26 protein-coding genes are annotated in these 24085 nt (G+C 67.0%); 8 read left to right on the plus strand and 18 right to left on the minus strand.

Annotated features, from left to right (window positions below; all coding sequences use genetic code 11):
• Positions 1–2 precede the first annotated feature (2 nt).
• The 16 genes from E3O25_RS07955 to E3O25_RS08030 form a co-directional block, all read right to left on the minus strand.
• Positions 3–1568 (minus strand): flagellar hook-length control protein FliK, encoded by a 1566-nt coding sequence (locus E3O25_RS07955; protein ID WP_134360878.1) that lies wholly within the window; start codon positions 1566–1568, stop codon positions 3–5.
• The gene (locus E3O25_RS07960; RefSeq protein WP_092110156.1) at positions 1565–2224 is read right to left on the minus strand and encodes a C40 family peptidase; all 660 of its coding nucleotides are present in this window, start codon (positions 2222–2224) and stop codon (positions 1565–1567) included. Before E3O25_RS07960 ends, E3O25_RS07955 begins: the two co-directional genes overlap by 4 nt.
• The gene (locus tag E3O25_RS07965; RefSeq protein WP_092110158.1) at positions 2221–2676 is read right to left on the minus strand and encodes a flagellar FliJ family protein; all 456 of its coding nucleotides are present in this window, start codon (positions 2674–2676) and stop codon (positions 2221–2223) included. The genes E3O25_RS07960 and E3O25_RS07965 overlap by 4 nt, the downstream gene beginning before the upstream one ends.
• Entirely contained in the window at positions 2673–4010 is a 1338-nt protein-coding gene (locus E3O25_RS07970) for a FliI/YscN family ATPase (RefSeq protein ID WP_092110160.1), read from the minus strand. Before E3O25_RS07970 ends, E3O25_RS07965 begins: the two co-directional genes overlap by 4 nt.
• Entirely contained in the window at positions 4007–4624 is a 618-nt protein-coding gene (locus E3O25_RS07975; protein WP_166787803.1) for a FliH/SctL family protein, read from the minus strand. Before E3O25_RS07975 ends, E3O25_RS07970 begins: the two co-directional genes overlap by 4 nt.
• On the minus strand, positions 4614–5630 hold the full coding sequence (gene fliG / locus E3O25_RS07980) for a flagellar motor switch protein FliG (RefSeq protein ID WP_134360879.1): 1017 nt from the start codon (positions 5628–5630) through the stop codon (positions 4614–4616). Before fliG ends, E3O25_RS07975 begins: the two co-directional genes overlap by 11 nt.
• Entirely contained in the window at positions 5627–7243 is a 1617-nt protein-coding gene (gene fliF / locus E3O25_RS07985; protein WP_134360880.1) for a flagellar basal-body MS-ring/collar protein FliF, read from the minus strand. The genes fliG and fliF overlap by 4 nt, the downstream gene beginning before the upstream one ends.
• Positions 7243–7548, minus strand: coding sequence for a flagellar hook-basal body complex protein FliE (gene fliE, locus E3O25_RS07990; protein WP_092110169.1), 306 nt, complete (start codon positions 7546–7548; stop codon positions 7243–7245). The genes fliF and fliE overlap by 1 nt, the downstream gene beginning before the upstream one ends.
• A complete protein-coding gene (locus E3O25_RS07995) occupies positions 7548–7937 on the minus strand; it encodes a flagellar basal body rod protein FlgC (RefSeq protein WP_092110171.1) in 390 nt (129 codons plus the stop codon). The genes fliE and E3O25_RS07995 overlap by 1 nt, the downstream gene beginning before the upstream one ends.
• On the minus strand, positions 7934–8275 hold the full coding sequence (locus E3O25_RS08000; RefSeq protein ID WP_092110173.1) for a flagellar basal body protein: 342 nt from the start codon (positions 8273–8275) through the stop codon (positions 7934–7936). Before E3O25_RS08000 ends, E3O25_RS07995 begins: the two co-directional genes overlap by 4 nt.
• 178 nt (positions 8276–8453) lie before the next feature.
• Entirely contained in the window at positions 8454–8780 is a 327-nt protein-coding gene (locus E3O25_RS08005) for a hypothetical protein (protein ID WP_134360881.1), read from the minus strand.
• Positions 8773–9201 carry a flagellar export chaperone FliS gene (fliS, locus tag E3O25_RS08010; protein ID WP_134360882.1) on the minus strand — a complete coding sequence of 143 codons (429 nt, stop codon included), beginning with the start codon at positions 9199–9201 and terminating at the stop codon, positions 8773–8775. The genes E3O25_RS08005 and fliS overlap by 8 nt, the downstream gene beginning before the upstream one ends.
• A gap of 5 nt (positions 9202–9206) precedes the next feature.
• Complete coding sequence (gene fliD / locus E3O25_RS08015; protein ID WP_134360883.1) at positions 9207–10586, minus strand: flagellar filament capping protein FliD; 1380 nt, start codon at positions 10584–10586, stop codon at positions 9207–9209.
• 182 nt (positions 10587–10768) lie between these two features.
• The gene (locus E3O25_RS08020) at positions 10769–11974 is read right to left on the minus strand and encodes a flagellin (RefSeq protein WP_134360884.1); all 1206 of its coding nucleotides are present in this window, start codon (positions 11972–11974) and stop codon (positions 10769–10771) included.
• A 269-nt stretch (positions 11975–12243) separates the two neighbouring features.
• Entirely contained in the window at positions 12244–12594 is a 351-nt protein-coding gene (locus E3O25_RS08025; protein ID WP_166805999.1) for a flagellin, read from the minus strand.
• A 74-nt stretch (positions 12595–12668) separates the two neighbouring features.
• Positions 12669–13502: a sigma-70 family RNA polymerase sigma factor gene (locus tag E3O25_RS08030; RefSeq protein ID WP_134360886.1), complete on the minus strand. Its 834-nt coding sequence runs from the start codon at positions 13500–13502 to the stop codon at positions 12669–12671.
• A 305-nt stretch (positions 13503–13807) separates the two neighbouring features.
• Between E3O25_RS08030 and E3O25_RS08035 the strand changes: the two genes are divergently transcribed.
• From E3O25_RS08035 to E3O25_RS08050, 4 genes are read left to right on the plus strand one after another with little or no spacing between them, the layout of a single operon-like run.
• Positions 13808–14293: a flagellar protein FlgN gene (locus tag E3O25_RS08035; protein ID WP_134360887.1), complete on the plus strand. Its 486-nt coding sequence runs from the start codon at positions 13808–13810 to the stop codon at positions 14291–14293.
• Positions 14294–14326: 33 nt separating this feature from the next.
• On the plus strand, positions 14327–15793 hold the full coding sequence (gene flgK, locus E3O25_RS08040) for a flagellar hook-associated protein FlgK (RefSeq protein WP_134360888.1): 1467 nt from the start codon (positions 14327–14329) through the stop codon (positions 15791–15793).
• Between the two features lie 15 nt (positions 15794–15808).
• A complete protein-coding gene (flgL, locus tag E3O25_RS08045) occupies positions 15809–16714 on the plus strand; it encodes a flagellar hook-associated protein FlgL (RefSeq protein ID WP_241988540.1) in 906 nt (301 codons plus the stop codon).
• On the plus strand, positions 16711–17109 hold the full coding sequence (locus E3O25_RS08050; protein ID WP_092110189.1) for a flagellar assembly protein FliW: 399 nt from the start codon (positions 16711–16713) through the stop codon (positions 17107–17109). Before flgL ends, E3O25_RS08050 begins: the two co-directional genes overlap by 4 nt.
• A 105-nt stretch (positions 17110–17214) precedes the next feature.
• On the opposite strand, the gene sufU is transcribed toward E3O25_RS08050, so the two are convergent.
• On the minus strand, positions 17215–17706 hold the full coding sequence (gene sufU / locus E3O25_RS08055; protein WP_092110191.1) for a Fe-S cluster assembly sulfur transfer protein SufU: 492 nt from the start codon (positions 17704–17706) through the stop codon (positions 17215–17217).
• Positions 17703–19043: an aminotransferase class V-fold PLP-dependent enzyme gene (locus E3O25_RS08060; protein WP_134360890.1), complete on the minus strand. Its 1341-nt coding sequence runs from the start codon at positions 19041–19043 to the stop codon at positions 17703–17705. The genes sufU and E3O25_RS08060 overlap by 4 nt, the downstream gene beginning before the upstream one ends.
• 109 nt (positions 19044–19152) lie before the next feature.
• On the opposite strand from E3O25_RS08060, the gene clpS reads away from it, so the two are divergent.
• From clpS to E3O25_RS08080, 4 genes are all read left to right on the plus strand, one after another.
• The gene (clpS, locus tag E3O25_RS08065; RefSeq protein ID WP_092110195.1) at positions 19153–19437 is read left to right on the plus strand and encodes an ATP-dependent Clp protease adapter ClpS; all 285 of its coding nucleotides are present in this window, start codon (positions 19153–19155) and stop codon (positions 19435–19437) included.
• Positions 19434–19967, plus strand: a complete 534-nt coding sequence (locus E3O25_RS08070) for a DUF2017 family protein (RefSeq protein WP_134360891.1) — start codon at positions 19434–19436, stop codon at positions 19965–19967. Before clpS ends, E3O25_RS08070 begins: the two co-directional genes overlap by 4 nt.
• Before the next feature lie 146 nt (positions 19968–20113).
• Positions 20114–20944, plus strand: a complete 831-nt coding sequence (locus E3O25_RS08075) for an FAD binding domain-containing protein (RefSeq protein WP_134360892.1) — start codon at positions 20114–20116, stop codon at positions 20942–20944.
• Complete coding sequence (locus E3O25_RS08080) at positions 20941–23763, plus strand: molybdopterin-dependent oxidoreductase (protein ID WP_134360893.1); 2823 nt, start codon at positions 20941–20943, stop codon at positions 23761–23763. Before E3O25_RS08075 ends, E3O25_RS08080 begins: the two co-directional genes overlap by 4 nt.
• Positions 23764–24085: the final 322 nt, after the last annotated feature.

Raw genomic sequence — 24085 nt, forward strand, 5'->3', positions numbered from 1 at the left:
TTCTAAGCCAGTACGTCGATGGTGTGGGTGGACCCGAATCGGGGTGGTTGGTTCTGCAGCGGAGTGTCAGGCGCCTGCCCGTCGGGACTGCGAGCGTTGGGATTGCGACCGTCAGCCTCGGAGCGGGGCTGACGGGTGGCACCCGGATCGCTGGCCTGGCTGTCGGAAGACAGGTTTAGTTGCGCGCTCACGCCGGTGCCGGCGAGGTCGCGGCGCAGGTCGGGCAGAATCACCCGCAGGGCTTCGCGGGCCAGGTCGGTGGGAGCGAACAGCTCCACCCGAATACCCTCTCCCGTCACGTGTGCGCGCACGGTGACCGGCCCGAGGTTGTCGGGGGTCACACTGATGGTGAGCACGTGCTCGCCGGCCGCGGCACTGGCGAGCGAGAACAGCGGCTTCATGATCTGCGTCGTGAGCGGCACGGCGGTGGTCGGTGCCGGCGCAGCGACCGGGGTTGCCGTCGCCAGCGTGGTCGCCAGCGTGGTCGCCAGCGTGGTCGCCAGCGTGGTCGGCAGTGCGACCGGCACGGCCGATGGCTCCCCGGCCGGCCCAGCGGATGCCGCGGCTGGTGTGGGTGCGCTGGCGTCGGTGCCGGTCAGCCGTATCGATTCGAGTGGCGCAGAACCAGCAGCTCCGCCAGTGCTCGCGGCGAGGGGCGCGTTGAGATTCGGCTGGTTGGCGGCCTGGGCGGCGCCGTTCTGGGCAGCACCGTTCTGGGCAGCACCGTTCGGGGCAGTACCGGGCAGGGTCGGCGCCGCGGTCGCGCTTGCCTGTGTCGCTGCGGTCGGGGTCGCCGGTGTGCCGACGGAAGCGGTCACCGAGGGAGTTTCGGCGGGAAGGGTGGAGGAATCCGTTCCGGTGACTACCGCGGCGGACTCTGACATCGCTGAGGCAGGGGTTCGGGCGAAAGCTGCAGTGGCCCGACCTGCCGCTCCCGGGGAAGCGGCTACGACGTTGGAAAACGCTGCGGCGGACGAGACTGCGGTGCCGCTGGACGCGGCAGCCGTCGCTGCGCTGGGCGCGGTACCGGGCGCGGCCAGGGCGTTTCCTGGAATGAACGTGGCCGCCGCGGCACCGGTCGACGTGGGGATTGCTGCCGAGGACGCGGTGAGATGGGCTGCGGCATCCAGCGCCGCGCCGTCAAGCGCGCTGCCCTCAAGCCCGCCGCCGTCGAGCGTCGCCGGGCCGACCAGCCCAGCGTCAACGCTGGGCTCCGCCGTAGTGCCGGCGGCAGCAGCGGCTGCAGCAGAAGCAGCGCCGGTCGCCCAGGTCATCTCGGCCGAAAAAGATGCCGTCACGGAAGGCGTGGCATCCGCTGCAGTGGCGGCCCCACCGGAATTCAGTGTCGACGAGTCAGCAGGCGCAAATGCCGACTCGGTCGCCGTGCGGTCGGCCTTCTGCTGCCGCTCGGCGCTCGCGGCCGATGCGAGGGCGGCACGGTCGGCGAGCGTGTCGTGCATGATCGACCCGAACGCGTCGGCGCCCGGCGACGCCGGGTTCGACTCGCGCAGGGGCGGCGATGCGGCCGGGGCCGCGCTGGGCCGAAACTGACCGAGGGTGAGCGTCATAGTGTGCCTCCCGTGACGGTTGAGTTCTGCTGGGCGAAAGCGGCGAATGCGGCGCTGAGCATGTCGGCGGAACCGGGTGCCGTTGCCGCGGTCGTGGGCGGAATGATGCGGCGGATGGTGGTGATGTCGGCATCCGTCATGTAGGCCTCCCGCAGGCAGACGGTGCGGCCGGGATACGGAGCGTGGATGACCTTGTTGTCGCCGGCATAGATGAGAATGTGGTCGCCGCCGCCGGTGACGATGAGGTCGCCGGGCTGGGCTTCGGCGAGAGAGGCGACCTCGGTGCCCATCTTCATCTGGCCCGAGACGAGGCGCGGCAGTTCTATTCCAATGTCGGCATACACGGTTTGCACGAGTCCGGAGCAGTCCATGCCGCTGGAGTCTTCACCGCCGAACACGTAGGGAACGCCGAGGTATTTCTCGGCCGACGCGACGACGTCGGCGCCGGTCGTGCCGTTGCTCGCACCGGCCGCGCTGGGCGCGGTGGTACCGAGCGCCGCCGCGAGGGTGGCCGCAAAGCTGTCGGCCGAAGCGGATGCCGCCGCGGTCGTCGTTGCGGCGGCGGTCGTTGTGACCTTCTCGGTCGAGACGCTGGAGAGCTGCTGCAGCGTCGCCTGAATCTGGCTGATTCGGCCCATAGCCGCGATCATCGTCATGGCGTCTCCTGCTCTTCGGTCGGGGCGGTGCGGTTGCGGTTGCGGTGCCAGCGTGCGCCAGCGATCTCGTCGAGCACGGTCTGCTCGGCGTGCAGGTCGGATGCCAGCACGGCGGCGGCGTGCCGTTCGTGCAGTTTCTCCAGCGCTATCGACTCGGCTCGAGCCGCGTTGAACACCGATTGTGCCGAGTCGAGGGTCTCCTGGTGGTTGCGTCCCACGGCATCGAGTTCGGCGAGCATGCTTCGCGACGATGATCGGGCGGCGGCCATGGCGTTGAGTGCGGCGACGGTCTGGGGGCTGTTGCCGATGGAATTGAGGGCGGAGCGGGCCCGCCCGCGACGCGCCTCACTCGCGGCCACCCGGGCATTGGCCTCGGCGAGGTCGAGGGCAGCCTGATCCTGCTGCAGCCGACGCAGCCGCAGCAGCCCGGCGAGGGGAAAGAGGCGGCTCATGCGGCCACCCCGAACGCGCGGGTCAACCGGCCCAGCTGAGCCCAGGCCTGGTCGCTGGGAGTCTGGTCGTCCATCCGCTGCTGCAGAAAAGCCTTGATCGCGCCATCGTTGTCGACGGCGGCATCGACGAGCGGATTGGTGCCGGCACGGTAGGCGCCCACGTCGAGCAGGTCCTGGGCGCCCTGCCGGGCGGCCATCACCTTGCGCAGGGTGGTCGCGATCGCGGAGCGGTCGGGGCTGTTCACCCGGGAGGCGACACGCGAGATGCTGGCGAGCACGTCAACCGAGGGAAAATGACCGGTGATCGCGAGCTTGCGATCGAGTACGACGTGCCCGTCGAGAATGGACCGCGCCGCATCGGCGATCGGTTCGTTGTGATCGTCACCGTCGACGAGCACGGTGTAGATACCGGTGATCGAACCGGTCTCGCCGGTGCCGGCGCGTTCGAGCAGCCGCGCCAGCACGGAGAAGGTCGACGGCGGGTAGCCACGGGTGGCCGGCGGTTCGCCGACCGACAGCCCGATCTCGCGCTGGGCCATGGCCACGCGGGTGAGCGAGTCCATCATGAGCATGACGTCGGCGCCCTGGTCGCGAAACGATTCGGCGATGCGCGTCGCGGTGAAGGCTGCGCGCAGCCGCATCATCGCGGGTTCGTCCGAGGTGGACACTACGACGATGGAGCGGGCGAGCCCTTCTGCCCCGAGATCGTCTTCGAGAAACTCGCGAACCTCACGTCCGCGCTCCCCCACCAGCGCGATGACCGACACCTGGGCATCCGTTCCGCGGGCGATCATCGACAGCAGCGACGACTTGCCAACGCCGGAACCGGCGAACAGGCCCAGGCGCTGGCCGCGACCGACCGTGGTGAGCGTGTCGAGAACCCGCACGCCGAGGTGCAACGGGGTGGTGATGCGCGCCCGGTGCATTGCCGAAGGGCTGTCGTGTTCGAGGGAGACGAAGGCGTCGGAGTGCAGCGGACCCTTGCCGTCGATCGGCCGGCCAAGCCCGTCGATCACCCGGCCGAACAGGCCACGGCCGGTGGGCACAAGCAGGGGGGAACCGGCCGATCGCACGCGGGCGCCGGCCTGCAAACCGGTGATGCGGCCCAGCGGCATGCACCGCACTCCCCCCTGCGTCGTGGCGACGACTTCAGCGTCGATGCCGGCTGTGCCCGGTTCGGCGCCGAGCGTGACGATGTCGCCGATGGCTGAGCGCAGGCCGCGCACCTCGACGCTCAGTCCGATGATTGACGTGACAATGCCGACGCGTTCGGGACGGCCGGCCTTCAATGCCTGAGTGAGTTGCTGCGCGCGCGGGCGCCACGGCGTGATCATGACCGCTCCTCGTTGAGGGCGGCCGTGGCCCGCGCGAAGGCGGTGCCGATGCGGGCGTCCAGAAAGCCGTCACTGAACTCGGTGATCGCATCGCCGCGTTTCAGCCGCGAATCGGCCTGAAAGCGGATGCTGCCGAGCGCGTGAGTCTGCTCGCCCAGAATTGCGAGATCATCCGGGTGCATGCGAATGGTGTGCACCTCGCTGCGGTCGAGCTGGTCGGGCTGGTGCAGCGCACGCTCGAGGGCGCGGCGCGCAGACGGCTCGGTGCGACTGAGTTCCACGCCGAGGATGGCCTCCGCGAGGTCGAGGGACATGTTCACGAGCGTGCTCTCGGCCTGCTGGATGAGCGGAATGCTGCGTTCGTCGAGGGCGCGGGCGGCAGCGGCGAGCAGCAGCACGGCATGGTCGATCTGCGCTTCGCCGTAGCGTTCGTTCTGGGCGTGCTCGGCGTTGATCTCGTCGGCGCGACGTTCGACATCCGCTGCGGCGAGACGCAGCCCCTCGGTGTAGCCGGCGGCGTGACCCTCTGCCCGGCTTTGTTCGGCGTCGCGGTCCTGTTCCTCGTCGCGCAGGCGCGGAAACGCCATGCGACCGAAACCGGTGTCAGTTGACATATTCGTCATCGGCATCGCGTTGCACGGTAATGCTGCCCTGTGCTTCCATGTCGCGGATCGCCCGCACGATTTTGGCACGGGCGTCTTCGACCTGGCGCATGCGCACCGGCCCGAGGCTCTTGGTCTCGTCGTCGAGCACGTCACGGTTGCGCTCGGAAAGGTTGGCGCGAATGACCTCGACGACGCCGTCGGAGGTTCCCTTCATGGCCATGGCCAGGGTGTTGGTGTCGATACCGCGCAGCACCTGCTGCACATCACGGCTCTCAAGCTTGACGATGTCGGCGAAGGTGAGCATGCGCGATCGAATCTCTTCGGCCAGGGCGGGGTCGCGCTCTTCGAGACTTTCCAGAAGCGCCCGCTCGGTGGCGGCATCCGCTCGGTTGATGATGTCGACGAGCGGCTGGATTCCGCCGACCACCTCGATGCTCTCCCGCGCGACAATTTTACCGGTGCGCAGTTTGAGCGTGTCGGTGACGACACGAATGGCTTCGGGGGTGGCGCTCGACATGGTGGCGATGCACTGGGCGACGTCGGTGCGCAGGCCCGGTTCCATACCCGCCAGCACAGCGGATGCCTGGTCGCGCCGCAGGTGCGCCAACACGAGGGCGATGGTCTGGGGCATTTCACCGTCGAGCAGGTTGAGCACGTCGCCGGGCTCCGACGGGTCCAGAAACTCGAACGCTTTGCCGGCCATCGACGTGGCGACGCGGTTCATGACGCCCGCCGCGCGCTCGGCACCGAAGGACGCCTCGAGCAGCCCCACGGCGAACTCGTGTCCGCCGCGCGACAGCCGGCGGCCCTTGAGGGTGATCTCGTGAAACTCGTGGAGGGTTGTCTCAGCCAGTGCCGGGTCGACGTTGCGCAGCTGGATGATCTCCCCGGCGATGACCTCGGCCTCGACATCGTTGAACTGCTTCATGACCTCGGTCGCACGCTGGCGATCCATGTTCATGAGCACGACGGCCACCTTTTGGGTGCCGGTCAGTGAGGTTTGGGTCTCGGTCATGCGTGCTGCCGGTCATCCATGAATCCGCGCAGGAACTCGGCGGTGGCCCGCGGGTCGTTCTGGGCGAGCGAGTCGATCTCGGCGCGGCGAATGTCGGTGTCTGAGGGCACGAACTTGACGGTGGGAATGACCTTGGTCGGGGTGTTGTTCGGGTTGTCGAGAAACAGGGAGCCGGCCGACGCCGTCACGGCGAGCGGAACGGTGGCGTCCCCCAGGGCCTTCTGCATTTCGGTGAGGTCCCCGATTTCCACCGATTCCCGGCTCTGGCGGCGTGACCGGCGGGCGTAGAGAATCAGGCTGACGACGAGGGCGACCACGATTCCGGCGGTGATCACCGCCACCCGCAGAATCTCGGCGAACTGGTCGGCGGCCGCGGCATCCGTTGCGGTCTTGAGCGCGTCGGCGGCGGCGGTCGCCCCCGTGGTGTCGAAGGCCATGACCTCGACGGTGACCGCGTCGCCGCGGATGGCGTCGATGCCGGCAGCCGAGGCGACGAGCGATGTGATGTCGGCCACGTTGAGGTTGGCGGCGGCATCGGCATCGACGGCCACGGAGACCGTCTGGCGGGTGATGGATCCGGCCGGGATGGTGCGGCTTTCGGTTACCTTGTTGACGGCGTTATTGCGGGTCGTCGATTCGCTCGAGAACGTGCCGTCGGTGGCGCCGTCGGCAACGGCGGCCGTATCGGAGCCGAGCACGCCGGCCGCGCTGCCGCCCGTTCCCGAGTAGGTCTCGGTGTCGACGGATTCGTTGAGGGCCAGGGTGTCGGTGGGCGCGGTGAACGTTTCTTCGACGCGTTCGGCCGATTCGTAGCTCATGTCCGCGGCAACGACGACGCTGGCGTTGCCGGCACCGACGACCTGATCGAGCATGTCCTGCACGGCGGTACGCACGCGGGTCTCATAGTCGGAGGCCTGCTGGTCGGCTCCTCCGGTGGCGCCGACGCCGACGGCGGAGAGCACGGCGCCGGTCGAGTCGACCACGGCAACGTCGGCGGCGGTCATGCCGTCGATGGAGGCGCTGGTCAGGTGCACAATCGCCTGCACCTGGTCGTTGGAGAGCGTGACGCCGTTCTGGGTTTCAACGAAAACGGATGCCGTCGGGTCGTTCTGCTCCGATACGAAGACGCTCTCTTCGGGAATGGCGAGCTGCACCGAGGCCAGCTTCACACCATCGAGGGCTCCGATGGTCTTGGCGAGTTCACCCTCGAGCGCACGCTTGTAGGTGACCGACTGCTGAAACTCGCTCGAGGTGACGCCCATGGTGTCGAGCAGGGAGTAGCCCCCGGTGCTCGAGGTGGGCAGGCCGGTGGAAGCGGCTTTGATGCGCTCGTCGTAGACGTTGGCTTCGGGCACCAGAATGGTGGCGCCGCCGTCGGCGAGTTCGTAGTCGACGCCGTCGGTGCGCAGCTGCTCGACGATGCTGTTGGCGTCTTCGCCGCTGAGGCCGGAGAACAGGGGGGTGTAGGAGGGCTGGGTGACCCACATGCTGAGCGCGGCGATGCCGAGCACGAGCACGGCGACGCCGATGATGGCGACCGTGCGCTGGGCGATGGTGAACTCGCGAATCGCGTTTCCGAGGCGTTTGAAGACGCTGGTGACTTGCCGGGGCATCAGGCTTGCATCCTCATGATCTCGTTGAACGCGTCGACGCCCTTGTTACGCACGGCAGCGACGAGTTCCATGGTCACCTGGGCGCGGGTGGCCGCGATGGTGGCGGTGTGAATGTCACCCAGGTCACCGGTGACGGCCTGGATTGCGAGGGTGTTGGAGGTGCCCTGCAGCTGCTGCAGGTTGTCGACGGCACCCGAGAGTGCGGTGCCGAAGCCCGAGCCGTCGGTGCGTTGTGTGGCGGTCGTGGCGGAACTGCCCATGACCCCCGAGAGTGCGGTGGTGGCGTTGATAGCGCTGAGTGGCATCAGCCACGTCCGATCTGTAGTGCTGCTTCATAGGCGGTCTTGGCCCGGTCGACGACGGCCGCGTTGGCCTGGTAGCCACGCTGGGCCATGATGAGGTGGCCCATCTGCTCGGCCATGTCGATATCGGGGTAACGCACGTAACCATCGGTGTCGGCGAGCGGATGCTCCGGCTCGTAGACGAGGGTTCCCCCAGCGCCGCCGAACGTGGCTGTGGCGCTCGCGCCGACGTTGCCGGGGCCTTCCTGCGCGAGAATGTAGCGTTCCTGGAAGGCAGCATCCGTTGTGGCGGTGACGGTGTTGGCGTTGGCGAGGTTGTCGGCGATGGCGTCGAGCCATTTGCGGTGCAGGGTCATGCCGCTGCCGGCGATGCCGATGGCGTCAACCATCAGGCGGTCTTCATCGCGGCGCGAATGGATGAGACCGGGCCCTCGACGGCCTTGGCGGCGAACTGATAGCGCAGCAGGGCGTCGATGTTGGCGAGGGTCTCGGTGTCGAGGTTCACGTTGTTGCCGTTGAGCAGGGTCGGATCGAGTGAACGCTCAGTTGTGGCCGCCGAAACTCCGTTGCCGTCGGCCACCGATTTGGCCAGGGCATTCTCGAAGGAGACAACCTTGGCATGGTAGTCGGGGGTGTTGATGTTGGCGATGTTGTTCGCGATGGTGCGCTGGCGCAGCGCGAGACCGTCCAGGGCGCTTGTGAGGGCCAGGGAGGTCACGGAATCCAGCATGATTACCCGCTTCGTCGACAAAAGACAAGACGGCCAATCCGTGGCCCGGTGGTGAGCAATCCGTGCTCACTGCTTGCTATCGGTCGCCTTGATAGAAGCGTTAGGTGTTCGTAAGAACATTCCGAAAGTTTGTTGCGCTACGCCGCGTTACCAGTGTTTTACTACCCTCGGACGGGGGTCAGCCGTTCACGTCCAGATAAACGGATGCCCGCGCGTCACGCTCCGGAGGCACCGAGCGTATCGCCGCGAGGTGCTTGAGCGTGAGGGTGCGCGCCCGCTCCAATTCACCGATGAGCTTCTGCTGGTTGTGCAGCAGGTCCTGCACCCGCGCGGCGAGTTCGGCCGGAATCGCGCCGAGCCCGTTCGGTGCCGTCCACTCCCCTAAAGCTCCGGCTCCACCGCTGGGCGAGCTCCCCGACCCACCGACGGCCATAGCCCGCGCCGCAGCATCCAGCCGAATTTCGAGGTCGTCGAGCGCGGCGTCCCAGCCCGCCAGATCAGCCAATGCCGAGTTCACCGCTCAGGCGCGGAACCGGAGCCGGCGCGGCCGGAAGCATCTCGGCCGCTTCGTGCCAGGTGAGCCGCAGCGGCTCGAGCAGCGCGATGCACTCGTGAGTGCGGGCCGGGTCGCGGTGCGTGTTGGCGCTGACCATGGCGGTCGAGACGTAGGTATAGAGGGAGAAGAGCCCCTCGCCGCCGTCCCAGGCGTCGACGTTGAGGGAGGTGCTCAGCTCCGACACGATGGCCTGGGCGTGAATCAAATTGTCGGACGCCATCTGCCAGTCCTGGCACTGCTGGGCGGCTTCGGCCCGGTTCAGGTCGAGCAGCAGACGATCGTAGAGCATGGTGAGCAGGCGCACCGGAGTGGCCGAGAGAACGGCGTCGCGGTTGTAGCGCGAGCGCTGAGCGTTGGTTCCCATTGTCATAGTCATCATTTTCCGTTGGAGACGTTGAGGCCATCGACTTGGGCGGTGAGCCAGGCCGACTGGGCATTCAGGTTACTGAGCTGAACCTCCATCGAGGCGTAGGTGCGTTCCAGGCTGGCCCGTCGGGAGACGAGGCGCAGGTCCCAGCTGTCGATTTGGGTACCGAGGCTCTTGACCAGGCTTTCCTGGCCGGTGATCTTGCCGGTGATCATGCCGTCGTACTTGTCCGAGGCGCTGGTAGCAGCGGAGGCGACGCGCGAGGAGATCTCGCTCAGCACCGACTTCACGAACGCGGGATCACTTTTCATGGCGGCGGCGAACTTGTCGGCGTCGAATTCCAAGGTGCCGGTCTTGGTGATGCTGATGCCGATCTCGCTCGGCGAACGGCCGCCGACCGGGTATGACGCCGCATCGAGAATCTTCTGCTTCACGTCGCGCACGGTGCTGTCTCCGGTGAAGACACCGCCAGAGACCACGGCTTTGCCGGAGCTGTCGGTGCTGTTGACCACGGCGGACTTCGTGGAAATCAACGCGAAGAGCGAGTTGAGCGAATCGACGAGGGTCTTGGCGATGGTGCTGACCGCAGCGTCGTCCCGGCTGACGCTCACCGTGACCGGGTCGGTCGACACGGCGGACACCGTGACGGCGACGCCGGGCAGCAGGTCGGCGAACGTGTTCGTCGACGAAGTGATTGCCTGCTCGGCGGCGGTTCCCTTCCAGAGGGTGATCGAGGCGTCCTGGGCGGTGCGGATGACGGCGGCGCCGGGGGCGGTGAGCAGGTTGGTCGAGGTGCCGCCGTCCACCATGGCGGAGGTTCCCGCGTGCAGGGCGAAGGCGCCGGCCAGGCCGGTCTTGTCGGCGACGAGCTGCAGGCGGTACTGCGTCACTCCCGCTCCGTCGGTTCCAGAGGCTATTTTCGTGGCGGTGATGCCGGAATCCGCCGTGTTGATGGCGCTGACCACGTCGTCGAGCGAGGTACTGGCCGAAGTGATCGGAGTCTTGGCGCCGTTGCTCGCGACGAGGGTGTAATCGACGGTCGGCGCCACGCTCATGGCGGCGGTGACGCCGGACTGGGCCTGGGCCAGCTGGGTGACGACGAGGTCGAGCGAGCCGGACGTCGCGCTAGTCGACGCCGAGGTCGTGACCGTCGATGAGCTGCTTTTTGCCGTGTAGAGATTGAGAGAATCGGCGGTGACGCTCTTGGTGGCGAGGGTGGCGAGCGAGGCAACGGTGCTGTTCAGGCTCTGGAGCGCCGTCACCAGGGTGTTCGAGGCGGTGACCTTGGCCTTGAGCAGTGTCTGCGGCCCGGCCTCGAGCGTCATGAGGGAGTTGATCAGCGCGGTGGTGTCCATGCCGCTGATCAGGCCATCGACTGCGAGTGACATTGGGTGTCCTTCTGGTTCGTACGCCCGGTGCCCTGAAATCGGTTGATCAGAGCGGATGATGGTGGCTTGTTCGGGCCGTTATGAAAAATGCCCGGCGGCAGGCGAGGCGCGACGTTGAGTTCGCGCCCCGCCTGCCACCAGGCCCAGATCAGGTTCAATCTGTTCGTGCGGTGTTGCTGGTATTACTGGAGGAGCTGCAGAACGCCCGAGTTGGACTGGTTCGCCTGCGCGAGCATGGCGGTACCGGCCTGCGACAGGATGTTCGCACGGGTGTACTTGACCATCTCTTCAGCCATGTCGGTGTCGCGAATACGCGAACCGGCAGCGGTGAGGTTTTCCTTGGAGACGGCCAGGGTCTTCACGACACTCTCGAAGCGGTTCTGACTTGCACCAAGTTCCGCGCGAGCTGACGAGACGTTGGTGATCTGTCGGTCAATTTCCTCGATCGACGCCTGAGCGTTCGCGGCTGTGTCGAAGTTGAGTCCGCCGCTGAGCGCCGTACCAGAAGCACCGGCAGCCAGACCGACCACAGTTCCCTCGGGTGCCGTCACTCCAACTGCTCCACCATTGAGTGCTGTCACGACGATTCCGTTGCCAGTTCCGTTTTCATTCGTCTGCACTGAGACGCTGAAGTTAGCAGCGAATGCGGCGTCGCCGCGCAGTGCTCCGGCAAACTCTTCAACACTTTGAAAGGCAGCTGCGTAGGTAGCATCGCCTGTTGCGCCGTTAACGTCCTTGAGTGCGCTCGTCGCGACCGAAGTCGTAACACCATCTTTGAGATTGGAAAATTTCAGCGAAGCTGTTGTCAGCTTACTGACATCTCCGATCGCAAACGACGTCCCCGTCGCTCCCAAGTCACCGCCGGTCAGCTGGGTTGCGATTGCCGTGACGTTCGCCTTGTCGAGGTTAACCGAAATCTGGCTTCCCTTGTCTCCATCAGCGCCGATCTGGAAGGTCAGGGCGGCCCCACCATTGAGCAGCTTGGTGCCGTTGAAGTTCGTGGAGTCACCGATGCGGGTGAGTTCCTTGGTGAGTTCGCCAACCTCTGTTTTGATGGCAGCGCGTGATTCCGCGTTGTTCGAGTCGTTACCGGCCTGGACGGCGAGGTCGCGCACGCGCTGGAGGATCGACTGCACCTCGTTGAGCGAACCTTCAGCGGTCTGCAGAACGCTGATACCGTCCTGGGCGTTGCGGCTGGCGACCGTGAGGCCACCGACCTGCGACTTCAGGCCCTCCGAGATGGTGAGTCCGGCAGCATCATCCGCTGCACGGTTGATGCGAAGACCGCTGGAAAGCTTCTCCAGCGACTTCGACAGATCGTTCTGTGTTGATGCCAGGTTGCGGTAGGCGTTGTTCGCCGCGACGTTGGTGTTTACCTGCATGCCCATGATGAATCCTCCGTGATTGGGTCAAAGTACGCCGGCCCATCCATGGGCCAGCACCATGAGCTATCGACCGATTGCGATAGCGGGTTAGAAATCCGGGTGGACTGATTTCGTGAATTCACGGAACGACGCCGACCGGTGCTCGGAGTGCCCGAACACACAAATGACCGCTGCAGAACTGAGCTCTGCCGTTCGTACGGGAGGGCGAGCAATTCTGCAACGGTCAGGTGCGTGACACCGTCAACATCCGCTACCGGTGAAGCGCAGCTGTGTTACGCGGCGGGGCGCAGCAGCTGCAGTACGTCGGAGTTCGACTGGTTGGCCTGAGCGGAGACCGCGGTGACCGGCTGGGTGAGGATGCTCACCCGGGTGAGGTCTACCATCTGCTCGGCCATGGCACTGTTGGTCAGGCGTGAGGCTGCGGCGAGCGTGTTCTCGGCCGAGACGGCACGGGTCTTGCCCTCGAAGTTGACACTGTCGGCGGTGACGGCCGGTTCGGTGTTGGGTCGCTCAGTCGAGGTGATTCCGCTCGAGATGGCAACCGTTGGCTGCGAGAGGCCCGTCTGCGCTGCGGCGAGCTCGCGGTAGGCGTCTGATGCCGAAGTGTTGTTGTTGACCTGCATGCCCATAATGGTTTCTTCCGTGAGGTGTTATGAAGCCGGCCCGTCCATGGGCCAACGCGAAGGGAGGTGCAAATTCAGGATGCTGCGAGTTCAGCCGTATCGAAATGCAGGTGTTCGTGCGCGGTGCGCGACATGCCCACCGTGGCGAGGTCGGCGAGCCGGGCGAGGTAAGCGCTACGGCGAGCCGGAGCAATGCGCGACTCCGGCTGGTAGGCAGCCGCGGTCTCGATTTCGTCGGCGTAGTGCGTGCTGAGTCCGTCGCGCAGCAGGCGAATGGCTTCGGCACGCATCTGGGAGACGGCGGAGTGGGTGGTGCCCAGTTCGGCGGCGATGTCTTTGACCGGCCGGTCGTCGAAGTAGATCTGCTCGACGATGGCCCGCATCTTTTCGGGGAGAGCTTCGACGGCCGCCCGCAGGTAGACCAGGCGCTCGGTGGAGAGCAGCGACTCCTCGGGCATGGCGGTGTCGGCCACGAGAAACTCGGCGGTCGTGTCGTCGAGGGCCGAGAGGGTGCGAGCGGCGTCAGCGAGGCCGGCTGCGGCCGTCTCGCGGTCGACGCCGAGGGCATCCGCTATCTCGGTGACGTTCGGGGTACGTCCGAGCGCTGCCGCGAGGGTCTCCTGCACGGCGAGGGTTTCCTTGATGCGGCGGCGAGCCGAGCGGGTGGCCCAGTCGCTCGAGCGCATATCGTCGGCGAAAGCCCCGATGATGCGACGGCGGGCGAAGGCGCCGAAGGGAACTCCGAGGGCCGGGTTGAAGGCATCCGCTGAGGTGATGAGGGCTACCGCGCCGGCCGAGGCCAGGTCGTCGCGGGAGAGGTGGCGGGCCTTGGCCCAGACCTCGGAGACGAGGTACCCGACGAGGGGCAGATTCTCGACCACGAGGGCATTGCGTTCCGTGCGATTCACGTGCGGCCCCCGAGCTTCTCATGCCAATTTTCTGATCTGCACGGAAGGGCTGTTGCGCCTCCCGCGGGAGGCCCCGATGCCTGCAAAATCAAAACTACTCGTAGTAGAGGGTAAATGGGTAGCGCAGAAAGACCCATTTGTGACTTGACGTGTCCTCTCTTTAGAGGACATGATGGGGCGATTCCGCAAGAGATGAGACTATTTTGCCTAACGTGGGGCATTTTGCGGCCGATAGTGCCAACGAATGATTTAGGCATGCGCACCCGTGTGAGCCTGAGCGTGAGCGATTTTTGGCTGGAGGAGTCATGGGCGCCAACGAATTATCTGCGTTGCTGTGGCGAGAACGTGAACTTCTCGAATTGCTCGTTTTCAAACTCGAAGAGGAGCAGCTTTTGCTGCAGGGCGGTAAATCCCGCTGGTTGCAACATGCCACTCGCGAGGTTGAGCAGGTTTTGGGCCACGTGCGCGAAGCCGGACTCGGCCGTTCCGTCGAGGTAGCCGCACTGGCGACCCAGTGGGGAACCGCCGAAGACGCGACGCTGCGTGAGCTCGCCGCCAGTGCCCCTGAAGGTCCGTGGGGCGAAATCTTCACCGCACACCTCAAGGCCATGGGCGACCTCGCCACCCAGATCAAAGAACTCAAAGACACCAACGAACGCTTCATTCGGGCGGCGGCGCGCTCCACCCAGGAGACGATGGCCACGGTCAGCGCCAATCCCAAGACCTACGACGCGAGCGGAGTGACTGGAACCCCGGTGACCGCCGCCCGCATTTTTGACCGCAACCTCTAACCTGCACGACCAACGAGAAGAACGGAGAACACGGTGAGCACATTTGGTGGCTTGAACACCGCGTACACCGGCCTCGTTGCCGCGCGCCAGGGCCTCAACGTGGTCGGCCAGAACATTGCCAACGCCAACACGGATGGCTACACCCGCCAACGCATATCGACCTCGGCTATTGGCGCCACGGCCTCGACCGGCGTCTTCTCCCAGGGTGCCCGGGTGGGCGAGGGCGTTGCCATGGACGGCATCGCCCGCCTCGCCAGCGCCCAACTGGATGCCCGCGTGCGAGCGACCGCCGCGACCGCCGGCTACACGGCGGTGCGCGCCAACTCGCTCGCCTCGGTGGAAGACTCGCTCAACGAGCCCGGTGAAGACGGCATCTCGGCCAAGCTCGATGAATTCTGGGCCGGCTGGCAGACCCTCTCCAACGGAACCGACACGGCCGCGCCCGCCGCGCTGCTGCTCGGCACGGCCGGCGAACTGCTCACCCAGATCTCCGAGGGCTACCAGGCCGTCTCCGACGAGTGGTCATCGGTGCGCAGCGACCTGAACAATATGGTCTCCGAACTCAATGGTGCTGCCACTCAGGTTGCCGCACTCAACGTGCAGATTCGGCAGACCCTCGCCACCGGCGGCACCGCCAACGAACTGCTCGACCAGCGCAGCGCCCTCACCACCACGATCGCCGCCCTCACCGGTGCCACCGTGACCGAGCAGGCCGACGGCACGGTCGATGTACTGGTGGGCGGCAACGCGCTCGTCTCGGGCGGCACCGCGCACCAGATCAAGGTCGAGGCCAACGCTCCCCGAGTGATGCAAGACGCCGGAGACGTGAAACTGGTGTGGGCCGACAACGCCGACACCGCCGTGACAATGGATCTGGGCGAAATGGCCGGCGCGCTGTCGCTGCTTGGCTCGACCAATGCCACTGGTACGGGCGGCGCGCTGGCCGAGGCCGCCGAGTCCTACAATTCCTTTGCGACTGATCTGTCCACGAAGGTCAACACGATCTACCAAACCGGCTTCACGCAGGCGGATGATGACGGCCCCGGTCAGAACGGCAACGACTTCTTCGCTCTCGCGACCGGCACACCCTTCGCGCAGGGTCTCAGCATCGTGCCGCAATCATCCGCTGACATGGCCGTTCGCGCATCGGCCACGTCTGGCGCCTATGACGGCACCATAGCGGATGCCATCGCCCAGCTCGGCGCCGGATTCGCGACCGACAAAGACGGCGCGATCGTCTCGCCGAGCACGACGTGGTCGGATTTCGTGACGAAGACCGGCGTGCTCACGCAAACCGAGCTGCAATCGGCGGCGCTGGCCAGCTCGATGTCGTCGGGGGCTGCCAACCAGCAGCTCGCCAATTCCTCGGTGGACCTCGACGAAGAGAACGTGAACCTGCTTATGTTCCAGCACGCCTATCAGGGAGCGGCCCGCATGATGACGGCCGTCGACGAGATGCTCGACACCCTGATCAACCGCACGGGATTGGTCGGGAGATAGCTCATGGTCGAGAGAGTGACCACCCAGACGCAGATGCGCTCCGCCCAGCGCAACCTGCAGGCGAACATGACGCACCTCGCCCGGTTGCAGGAGCAGGCGAGCACGCTCAAGACCATCAACCGTTCCTCCGACGACCCGACCGCTGCGGCCGCCGCCATGTCGGTGCGCGCCGAAATGCGCGCGGTCGACCAATACAGCGCGAACGCCGACAACGGCAACGATTGGCTCACCACAATAGAGTCGTCGCTCAGCTCGGTGTCGGACATCATGAACCGGGTGCGCTTTCTCACCGTGCAGGGCGCCAACTCCGGCGCGCTCTCAGCCACGGCCAAGGAAGCCATCGCGGTGGAGATCGACGGCCTCAAGACCGACCTTCTCACTCAGGCGAACTCAAAGTTTCTGGGGCGCAGCGTCTTTGCCGGCAACTCGAATGAGCCGACGGCTTTCGCTACCGTCGTCGACAACAGCACCGGTGTGACGACCTATGCGTATTCGGGCGACCCTGTAGGCACGGGCGGCGTTGAGCGGCGCATCAGCGCCACCAGCACCGTGCGAGTGGATGCTGAGGGCGGCACGATCTTCGGTACCGGCACCGCCTCCGTGTTCGGACTCCTTGACAATATCGTCACCGATCTGCGCTCTGGTGCTGAGGTGAGCTCCTACCTCAACGGACTCGACGATCGGATGGCTATCATGACCGGTCAGCGCAGTGAGATCGGTGCCCGCCAGGTGCAGATGGAACGCGCGCAGTCGACCCTGCTCGAAAAGACCGGCACGCTGGATGCCCAGCGCTCCGGCATCGAGGACGCCGACCTGGGCCAGGTCATCATTGATTTGAAACTGCAGGAAGTGACCTATCAGGCCGCCCTGGCTGTTACCGCCCGTGTACTCCAACCAACCCTGATGGACTTTCTCTCATGACCGCTACCCTCACCAGCCCGACCCTCCGCTTCGTCTCTCCCCCGCCGGGGCTGTCGCCGCTCACCGATTTCGTGCTCAACGAGATCGAGGGGGCGGCCGGGCTGTACTCGCTGCAGGCATCCGCTCAGCCGGCCACGCGCCTGTTTGTGCTCGATGCGGCCATCTTTCTGCCGAACTACACCCCGGCCATCTCGAGCGAGCAGTCCATCGCGCTGTCGCTGACGACGCCCGACGACGCCCTCGTGCTCGTGGTCGTCAACCCGGGCGAGAGCACCACGACGGTGAACCTGATGGCGCCGATCGTGGTCAACGCCCGCACCGGGGCCTGCGCCCAGCTCATTCTGGACGATCAGGACTGGCCCCTGCACGCCGAGCTTGGTACCGGCGACAACTAGCTCGTTCGGGGCGCGTTCCGGCCTCCCCCTCTTTCCGGGCCCGGGCCCGGTCACAGTGAGGCTCGGGCTCAGGCGCCCAGCTCCCAGCGCCCAGCGCCCAGCGGGCTAGTGCGACTCCGCCTCGATCAGCGCCGCCTCGAACGCCACCCAGGGCAGCATCGCGCACTTGACGCGGGCCGGGTAGCGCGAGACTCCCCCGAAGGCCGCGGCGTCGCCGAGAATTTCTTCGTCGGGCTCGATCTTTCCGCGGGAGCGCAGCATCTCGCGAAAATTGTCGAGCAGGGCACGGGCTTCGGTCGCGCTGAGGCCTTGCAGAACGTCAGTGAGAATCGAAGCGGATGCCTGCGAGATGGAACAGCCGTCGCCGGTCCAGACCAGTTCGGCGACCGAGTCGGCGCCGTCGCCGGAACGCAGCGACACTCGCAGGGTGACTTCGTCGCCGCAGCTCGTGTTGATCTGGTGCGACTCGGCCACGCGCAGGCCGCTCGCGCTGCCGAGCGCCACGGCGTCGGCGAGCGGCGTCAGGTCGCCGCTTCCGTGCCGGGCCTTGGAGTGCTCGAGAATGATCGTCTGGTACAGCTGCTGCAGGTCGCTCATCGCGTGACTCCAAAGAATGGTGCGACCTCGGCGAGGGTGGCCAAAAACAGGTCGACCTCGTCGGTCGTGTTGTACAGGTAGGTGCTCGCCCGGGTCGACGCGGTCACGCCGAGCCGGCGGTGCAGCGGCTGCGCGCAGTGGTGGCCGACCCGCACGGCAATACCGGCGTCGTCGAGAAACTGGCCGACGTCGTGTGCGTGCACTCCGGCGACGTCGAAGGCCGCGAGCCCGAGCCGTTCCACGCCGAGCCCGGGGCCGAGCAGCCGCACGCCGTCAATCTGCGCGAGCCCGGCGACCAGGCGCTGGCCGAGCTGGGCCTCCCAGGCGTGCACTCGATCCATGCCGGTCTCACTCAGGTAGTCCACGGCCGCGGCCAGGGCGATGGCCTGCGAGATGCGCTGGGTTCCGGCTTCGAAGCGCTGCGGCGGTGCCAGAAACTCGGCTGTCGTCATGTCGACGGTCGTGATCATCGACCCGCCGGTGAGGAACGGCGGCATGCCGTCGAGCAGTTCGGCCTTGCCATAGAGGGCGCCGATGCCGGTGGGGCCGAGCATCTTGTGGCCGGAGAAGACGGCGAAGTCCACGTCGAGCGCCTTGACGTCGACCGGAAGGTGCGGCACGGTCTGGCAGGCATCGAGCACGACGAGGGCGCCGACGCGGCGGGCCAGGGCCACGAGTTCGGCGACGGGGTTGATGGTTCCGGTGACGTTCGAGCCGTGCGTGAAGGCGAGCAGTCTGGTGTGCGGGCCCACAACATCCGCTGCGGCGTCGAGGTCGAGGGTGCCGTCGCCCCGGACCGGAATGAAGCGCAGGGTGGCGCCGGTGCGTAGCGCGAGTTGTTGCCAGGGAATGAGGTTGGCGTGGTGTTCCATCTCGGTGACGACGATCTCGTCGCCGGCGCCGAGGCTGAACCGACGGGCGGCCGGGCCGCCGAGGCCGAGCGAGGCGTTGGAGAAGCTGTAGGCCAGCAGGTTGATGGCCTCGGTGGCGTTGGAGGTCCAGACGATTTCGTCGGGCTGCGCGCCGACGAACGCGGCGACCGTCTCGCGGGCCGCTTCGAAGGACTCGGTCGCTTCGACGGCGAGGGTGTGGGCGCCGCGGTGCACGGCGGCGTTGCGCTGCTCGTAGTACTCCTGCTCGGCTTCCATCACGCTGATCGGGTTCTGCGAGGTGGCTCCCGAGTCGAGATAGACGAGCGGATGCCCGTTCACCGTTTGGTGCAGCACCGGAAAGTCATTGCGAATGCGCTCAACGTCAACATTGGTCAGCGGGGCCAACTCTGGGTGCTGGGCGCTGGACGCTGGCGAAACTGCGGACGATGGTGCTGGGGACGTCATACCTCAAGGATATTCCCTCACCCCAAGCCCGGGCGCCGCAGAGCGGAGTATGACGCGCGAGTGTCAGATAGCGGTGGAAAACCCGGCCGGAGCGTGTGAGGCTTAAGGGGTGACGCAGACTACCGAACACACCGAACTTCGCGAGTCCGTCTCACTGGACCGACCGTGGGTGACCCTGGTCTGGGACGACCCGGTCAACCTCATGTCCTACGTCGCCTACGTCTTTCGCAGCTACTTCGGGGTCACCGCGAAGCAGGCCGAACGGCTCATGCTGCAGGTGCACAACAACGGGCGGGCCGTCGTCGCCACCGGCAACCGTGAGTCGATGGAACGTCACGTGGAAGCCATGCACGGCTACGGCCTGATGGCGACCCTGGCCAAGGCCGACGAATGAGCGACCAGCGCTTCACCCGGCAGCTTTCCGGCGCCCTGCTCGCCCGGTTTGAACCCATCGAGGCTGACCTGCTTCGCCTCGCCACGCGCCAGCTCGCGGACATGCTCGATGCCGGGGCCGCCGATGTTCAGCTCGCCGCGAGCGACGGCGTCTTCGGCCGTCTGCTGCCCGACGCCTACCGCGACGACGACGAAGCGGCGGCCGAGTTTCGCCGCTTCACCTCGGTCAACCTGCTCGAACGCAAGGCGCAGAACGCCCAGATCGTGCTGGGCTCCCTCGGTGCCGGCGAAGCGGATGCTGGCGCGCCCGACAGCGCGGATCGCCAGCCGGTCACGATCACCCTCGACGCTGACGCGGTGCAGGCCTGGCTGCGCAGCCTCACCGACCTGCGGCTGACCCTCGCCGACCGCTTGCAGATCGCCCCCGACGGTGTCGTGCACCTCGACGGCGACGACACCCCGTTTCTGCGCGAACTCTACGAATGGCTCGGCATGCTGCAGGAAGATCTGGTGCACACCATCGACGTGTGACCGGCGGCTCTGCCCGACATCGAGCACACCCGCCGGTGAGGTAGCCTGCTTGGTGAAACCCCCTACCGTGCGCCCATGGTCGCTCGCACGGTTAATCCGGCCACTCTCAGCCCAGCGCAGCCTTCCCCGGAACTCGACGGAGCCCCATGGACCTCAGTACGCTCACCCGCATCATCCCGGCTCGCCAGCGCAGCGACCTCGACGCACTCGGGCCAACGGTTGTGCCGCTGGCCGGTGGATCCGAGCTGTTCGCCGACCCGCGCGCCCATCTCACAGGTCTCGTTGATTTGCAGGCGTTCGGCTGGCCGGCGCTGACGTTCCCGAGCGACGGCCTCGAGATTGCCGCGACCTGCACCCTCGCCGAGCTCTCCCGGTTGCCACGGCAGGCGGGGTGGGCGGCGCATCCGCTGTTCTATCAGTGCTGCACGGCTCTGTTCGGCTCGTTCAAGGTGTGGAATGTGGCAACGGTCGGCGGCAACCTGGCCACCTCGCTTCCGGCCGGGCCCATGATCACCCTCGCCGTCGCGCTCGACGCCGAACTGCTCGTCTGGCGGGGCGACGGCAGCGACGAGATCGTGCCGGCCGGCGAGTTCGTCACCGGCAATATGACCAATGTGCTCGGGCCCACCGATGTGTTGCGTTCCGTTCGCGTGCCGCTAACGTCGTTGCAAGCCACCACGGCGTACCGCAAGATTGCCCTGTCGCCGCTCGGCCGCTCGGGCGCTGTGCTGGCCGGGCGGCTTGACCGAGCTGCTGATGGCGCTGATGGCCGTTTTGTGCTCACGGTCACGGCCGCGACGCTGCGTCCGGTGCAGTTGCGCTACCCGCGGGTGCCCGCCGCCAACGAGCTCGCCCGCGACATTGCCGCGATCGACTGCTGGTTCACGGATGCCCACGGCGCGGCCGACTGGCGACGCGCGATGGGGCTGCTGCTCGGCGAAGAGATTCGCGCCGAGCTCGCCCTGGTTGGCTCATGACGCTGGAACAGGCCGCGGCCGTCGCCACCGTCACCTTCGACGTCAACGGCGCCCGAGTCGAGGCGACGCCGACCCCCGGCCAATGCCTGCGTACCCTGCTGCGCGAGCACGAGCACTTCGAGGTGAAGAAGGGCTGCGACACCGGCGACTGCGGTGCCTGCACGGTGCAGGTCGACGGCACGCCCGTGCACTCCTGCATCTACCCGGCGTTCCGGGCGAATGGTAAGCACATCACGACTGCGGCCGGCCTCGGCCAGCCGGGCAGCCTAGCCCCGGTGCAGCAGCGTTTCGTTGACGCTGCGGGCTTTCAGTGCGGCTTCTGCACGCCCGGCATGGTCGTCACCGCCGCGGCGATCGAAGCGGATGCCGCCCTCACCGACCCGAGCGAGTTGCCCCGACTACTGAAGGGCAACCTTTGCCGCTGCACCGGCTACCGCTCGATCACCGACGCGATCGTCGGCGAGCACACCCCGCCGGAAGGCTCCTGCCATGTCGCGCCGACGCGCGAACACGCCGAAGCCTCCACGCTCGGTCCGGTGCGGGCGACCGGCCGAGCAGGCTCCGGCGCGGTCGGCACCTCCCCCGGGGCGCTCAACGGGCAGCGGGTGGTCAGCGGGCTCGAGCCGTACACCCTCGACGTGGCCATTCCGGGGCTGCTCCACCTCGCCGTGCTGGGCAGCCCGCACGCGCACGCGCGCATCCGCTCTCTCGATGCGGTGAAAGCCGCGGCGCTGCCGGGCGTGCACCGCGTGCTCACCCACGCCGACTCCCCCAGCACCCTGTACTCGACGGCGCGGCACGAGAGCCGATTCGACGATCCCGACGACACCCTGGTCTTCGACCAGACCCTGCGCTTTCGCGGGCAGCGGGTCGCCGCGGTCGTGGCCGACTCGGTGGCGATCGCCGAAGCGGCCTGCCGCCTGATCGAGGTGGAGTACGACCTGCGGGGCGCCGTGTTCGACCCGCGGCTGGCGCTCGAACCCGGCGCCCCGCTCGTGCACGGCGACAAAGACCCGGTCGTCTCCCGCCTGGCCGACCCCGAGCGCAACCTCGTCGCCGAGCTGCACGGCGAGTACGGCTCCGTCGAGGCCGGCCTGGCCGAAGCTTCGACCGTGGTCTCCGGCCGCTGGCAGACCCAGCGCATCTCGCACACCCACCTGGAAACCCATGCCACGATCGGCTGGCTCGACGGTGATCGGTTGAACCTGCGCACGAGCTCGCAGGTTCCGTTTTTGGTGCAGAAGGAGATCTGCCGCCTGTTCGACCTCGACCCGGCCGGGGTGCGGGTGTTCACCGCGCGCGTCGGCGGCGGCTTCGGCGGCAAACAGGAGCTGCTCACCGAAGACCTGGTCACCCTCGCCGTACTGAAAACCAATCGGCCAGTGCAGTACGAATTCACCCGCACCGACGAGCTCACCATCGCCCCGGTGCGGCACCCGATGACCATCGACGTGACCCTCGGCGCCACGGCCGACGGTCGCCTGACCGCACTGCAACTGGGGGTGCTCGCCGACACCGGCGCCTACGGCAATCACGCCCCCGGCGTCATGTTCCACGGCACGAGCGAATCCGTCGCGCTGTACAACGCGCCCAACAAGAAAGTGGATGCCCACAGCGTCTACACAAACAACCCCCCGTCGGGCGCGTTCCGCGGCTACGGCCTCGGCCAGATCATCTTCGCGGTCGAGTGCGCCCTCGACGAGCTCGCCCGCGAACTCCAGCTGAACCCGTTCGAGTTGCGCCGGCTCAACTCGGTGCGCCCCGGGAACGCCCTCGTCGTCACCCACGAGGAAGGCCCCGACCTCGTCTTCGGCAGCTACGGCCTCGACCAGTGCCTGGACCTCGCCGAGGCGGCGTTGAAGCGCGGCAATCGGGTCGCCGCCCCGGCCGGAGCCCAGTGGCGGGTCGGCACCGGAATGGCATCGTCGATGATCGCGACGACGCCGCCGCGCGGCCACCGCTCGCAGGCATCCGTTCAACTGCTGCCGGGCGGCCGCTACCTGGTGCGGGTCGGCACGACCGAGTTCGGCAACGGCACCACGACCGTGCACGCGCAGATCGCCGCGACGGCGCTCGGCACCACCCTGGACCGCATCGACCTCGTGCACTCCGACACGGATGCCGCCGGTTACGACTCCGGCGCGTTCGGCTCGGCCGGGGTCGTGGTGGCCGGCAAGGCCGTGCTCGCCGCGGCGACCGCGCTGGCCGAGACGCTCGTTGAGGCGGCCGCGTCGTGCAGCGGGACCGGCGGGTGGCAGCTCGAGAAGGACGGGCTGCGCGGGGCCGCCACGAGCCTCTCACTCGACGAGCTCGCCGACTGGGCCGCCGCCAACGACGTCGACCTCACCGCCACCCGCCGTGAGGACGGCGCGCTGCGCTCGCTCGCCTTCAACGTGCACGCGTTTCGGGTGGCCGTGAACACCGACACCGGCGAGGTGCGCATTCTGCAGTCAATCCAGGCCGCGGATGCCGGCTTCGTGATGCACCCGGAACAGTGCCGCGGCCAGATCGAGGGCGGGGTTGCCCAGGCCCTCGGCACCGCCCTGTTCGAAGAGGTCGTGCTCGACGGCGCCGGCGCGGTGACGACCCGGGTTCTGCGCAATTACCATGTGCCCCAGCTCGCGGACCTGCCGGTCACCGAGGTGTACTTCGCGCAGAGTCACGACGTGCTCGGGCCGTACGGGGCCAAGTCGATGAGCGAATCCACCTACAACCCGGTCGCCCCAGCGCTGGCCAATGCGGTGCGCGACGCGATCGGCATCCGTCCCACCGAACTGCCCATGTCGCGTGACCGCATCTGGCGGCTGCTGCACGGCTGAGCGGATGCCCCGCCCGGCTCGCGCAGGGTGGGGTCGCGTCGGAACGGGGCATCCGCTCCCCTCAGGAGACACGAGCGGCGGGGGCGGGTCGTTCGCGGGGTTGCGAGGTTCGCGGGTAAGCGGGCGGGCTCCGAGCGCTACATTTGCGCGGCATGACGGGGCATGTCAGGCACGTTTCCAAACCCCCGAATGCGCCGAATCCGATTTCAGTAGGGTGAAAACACCCCCTGAACATACCGGAGAGGACCGCATGATTCCCCCCGATCTCGTCATCCGCTCCGAGCGGGTGTTGACCACGCAGGGCTTCGTTCCGGCCGCCGTG

The organism is Cryobacterium sp. TMT1-3, from assembly GCF_004402315.1.
Taxonomy (GTDB): domain Bacteria; phylum Actinomycetota; class Actinomycetes; order Actinomycetales; family Microbacteriaceae; genus Cryobacterium; species Cryobacterium luteum.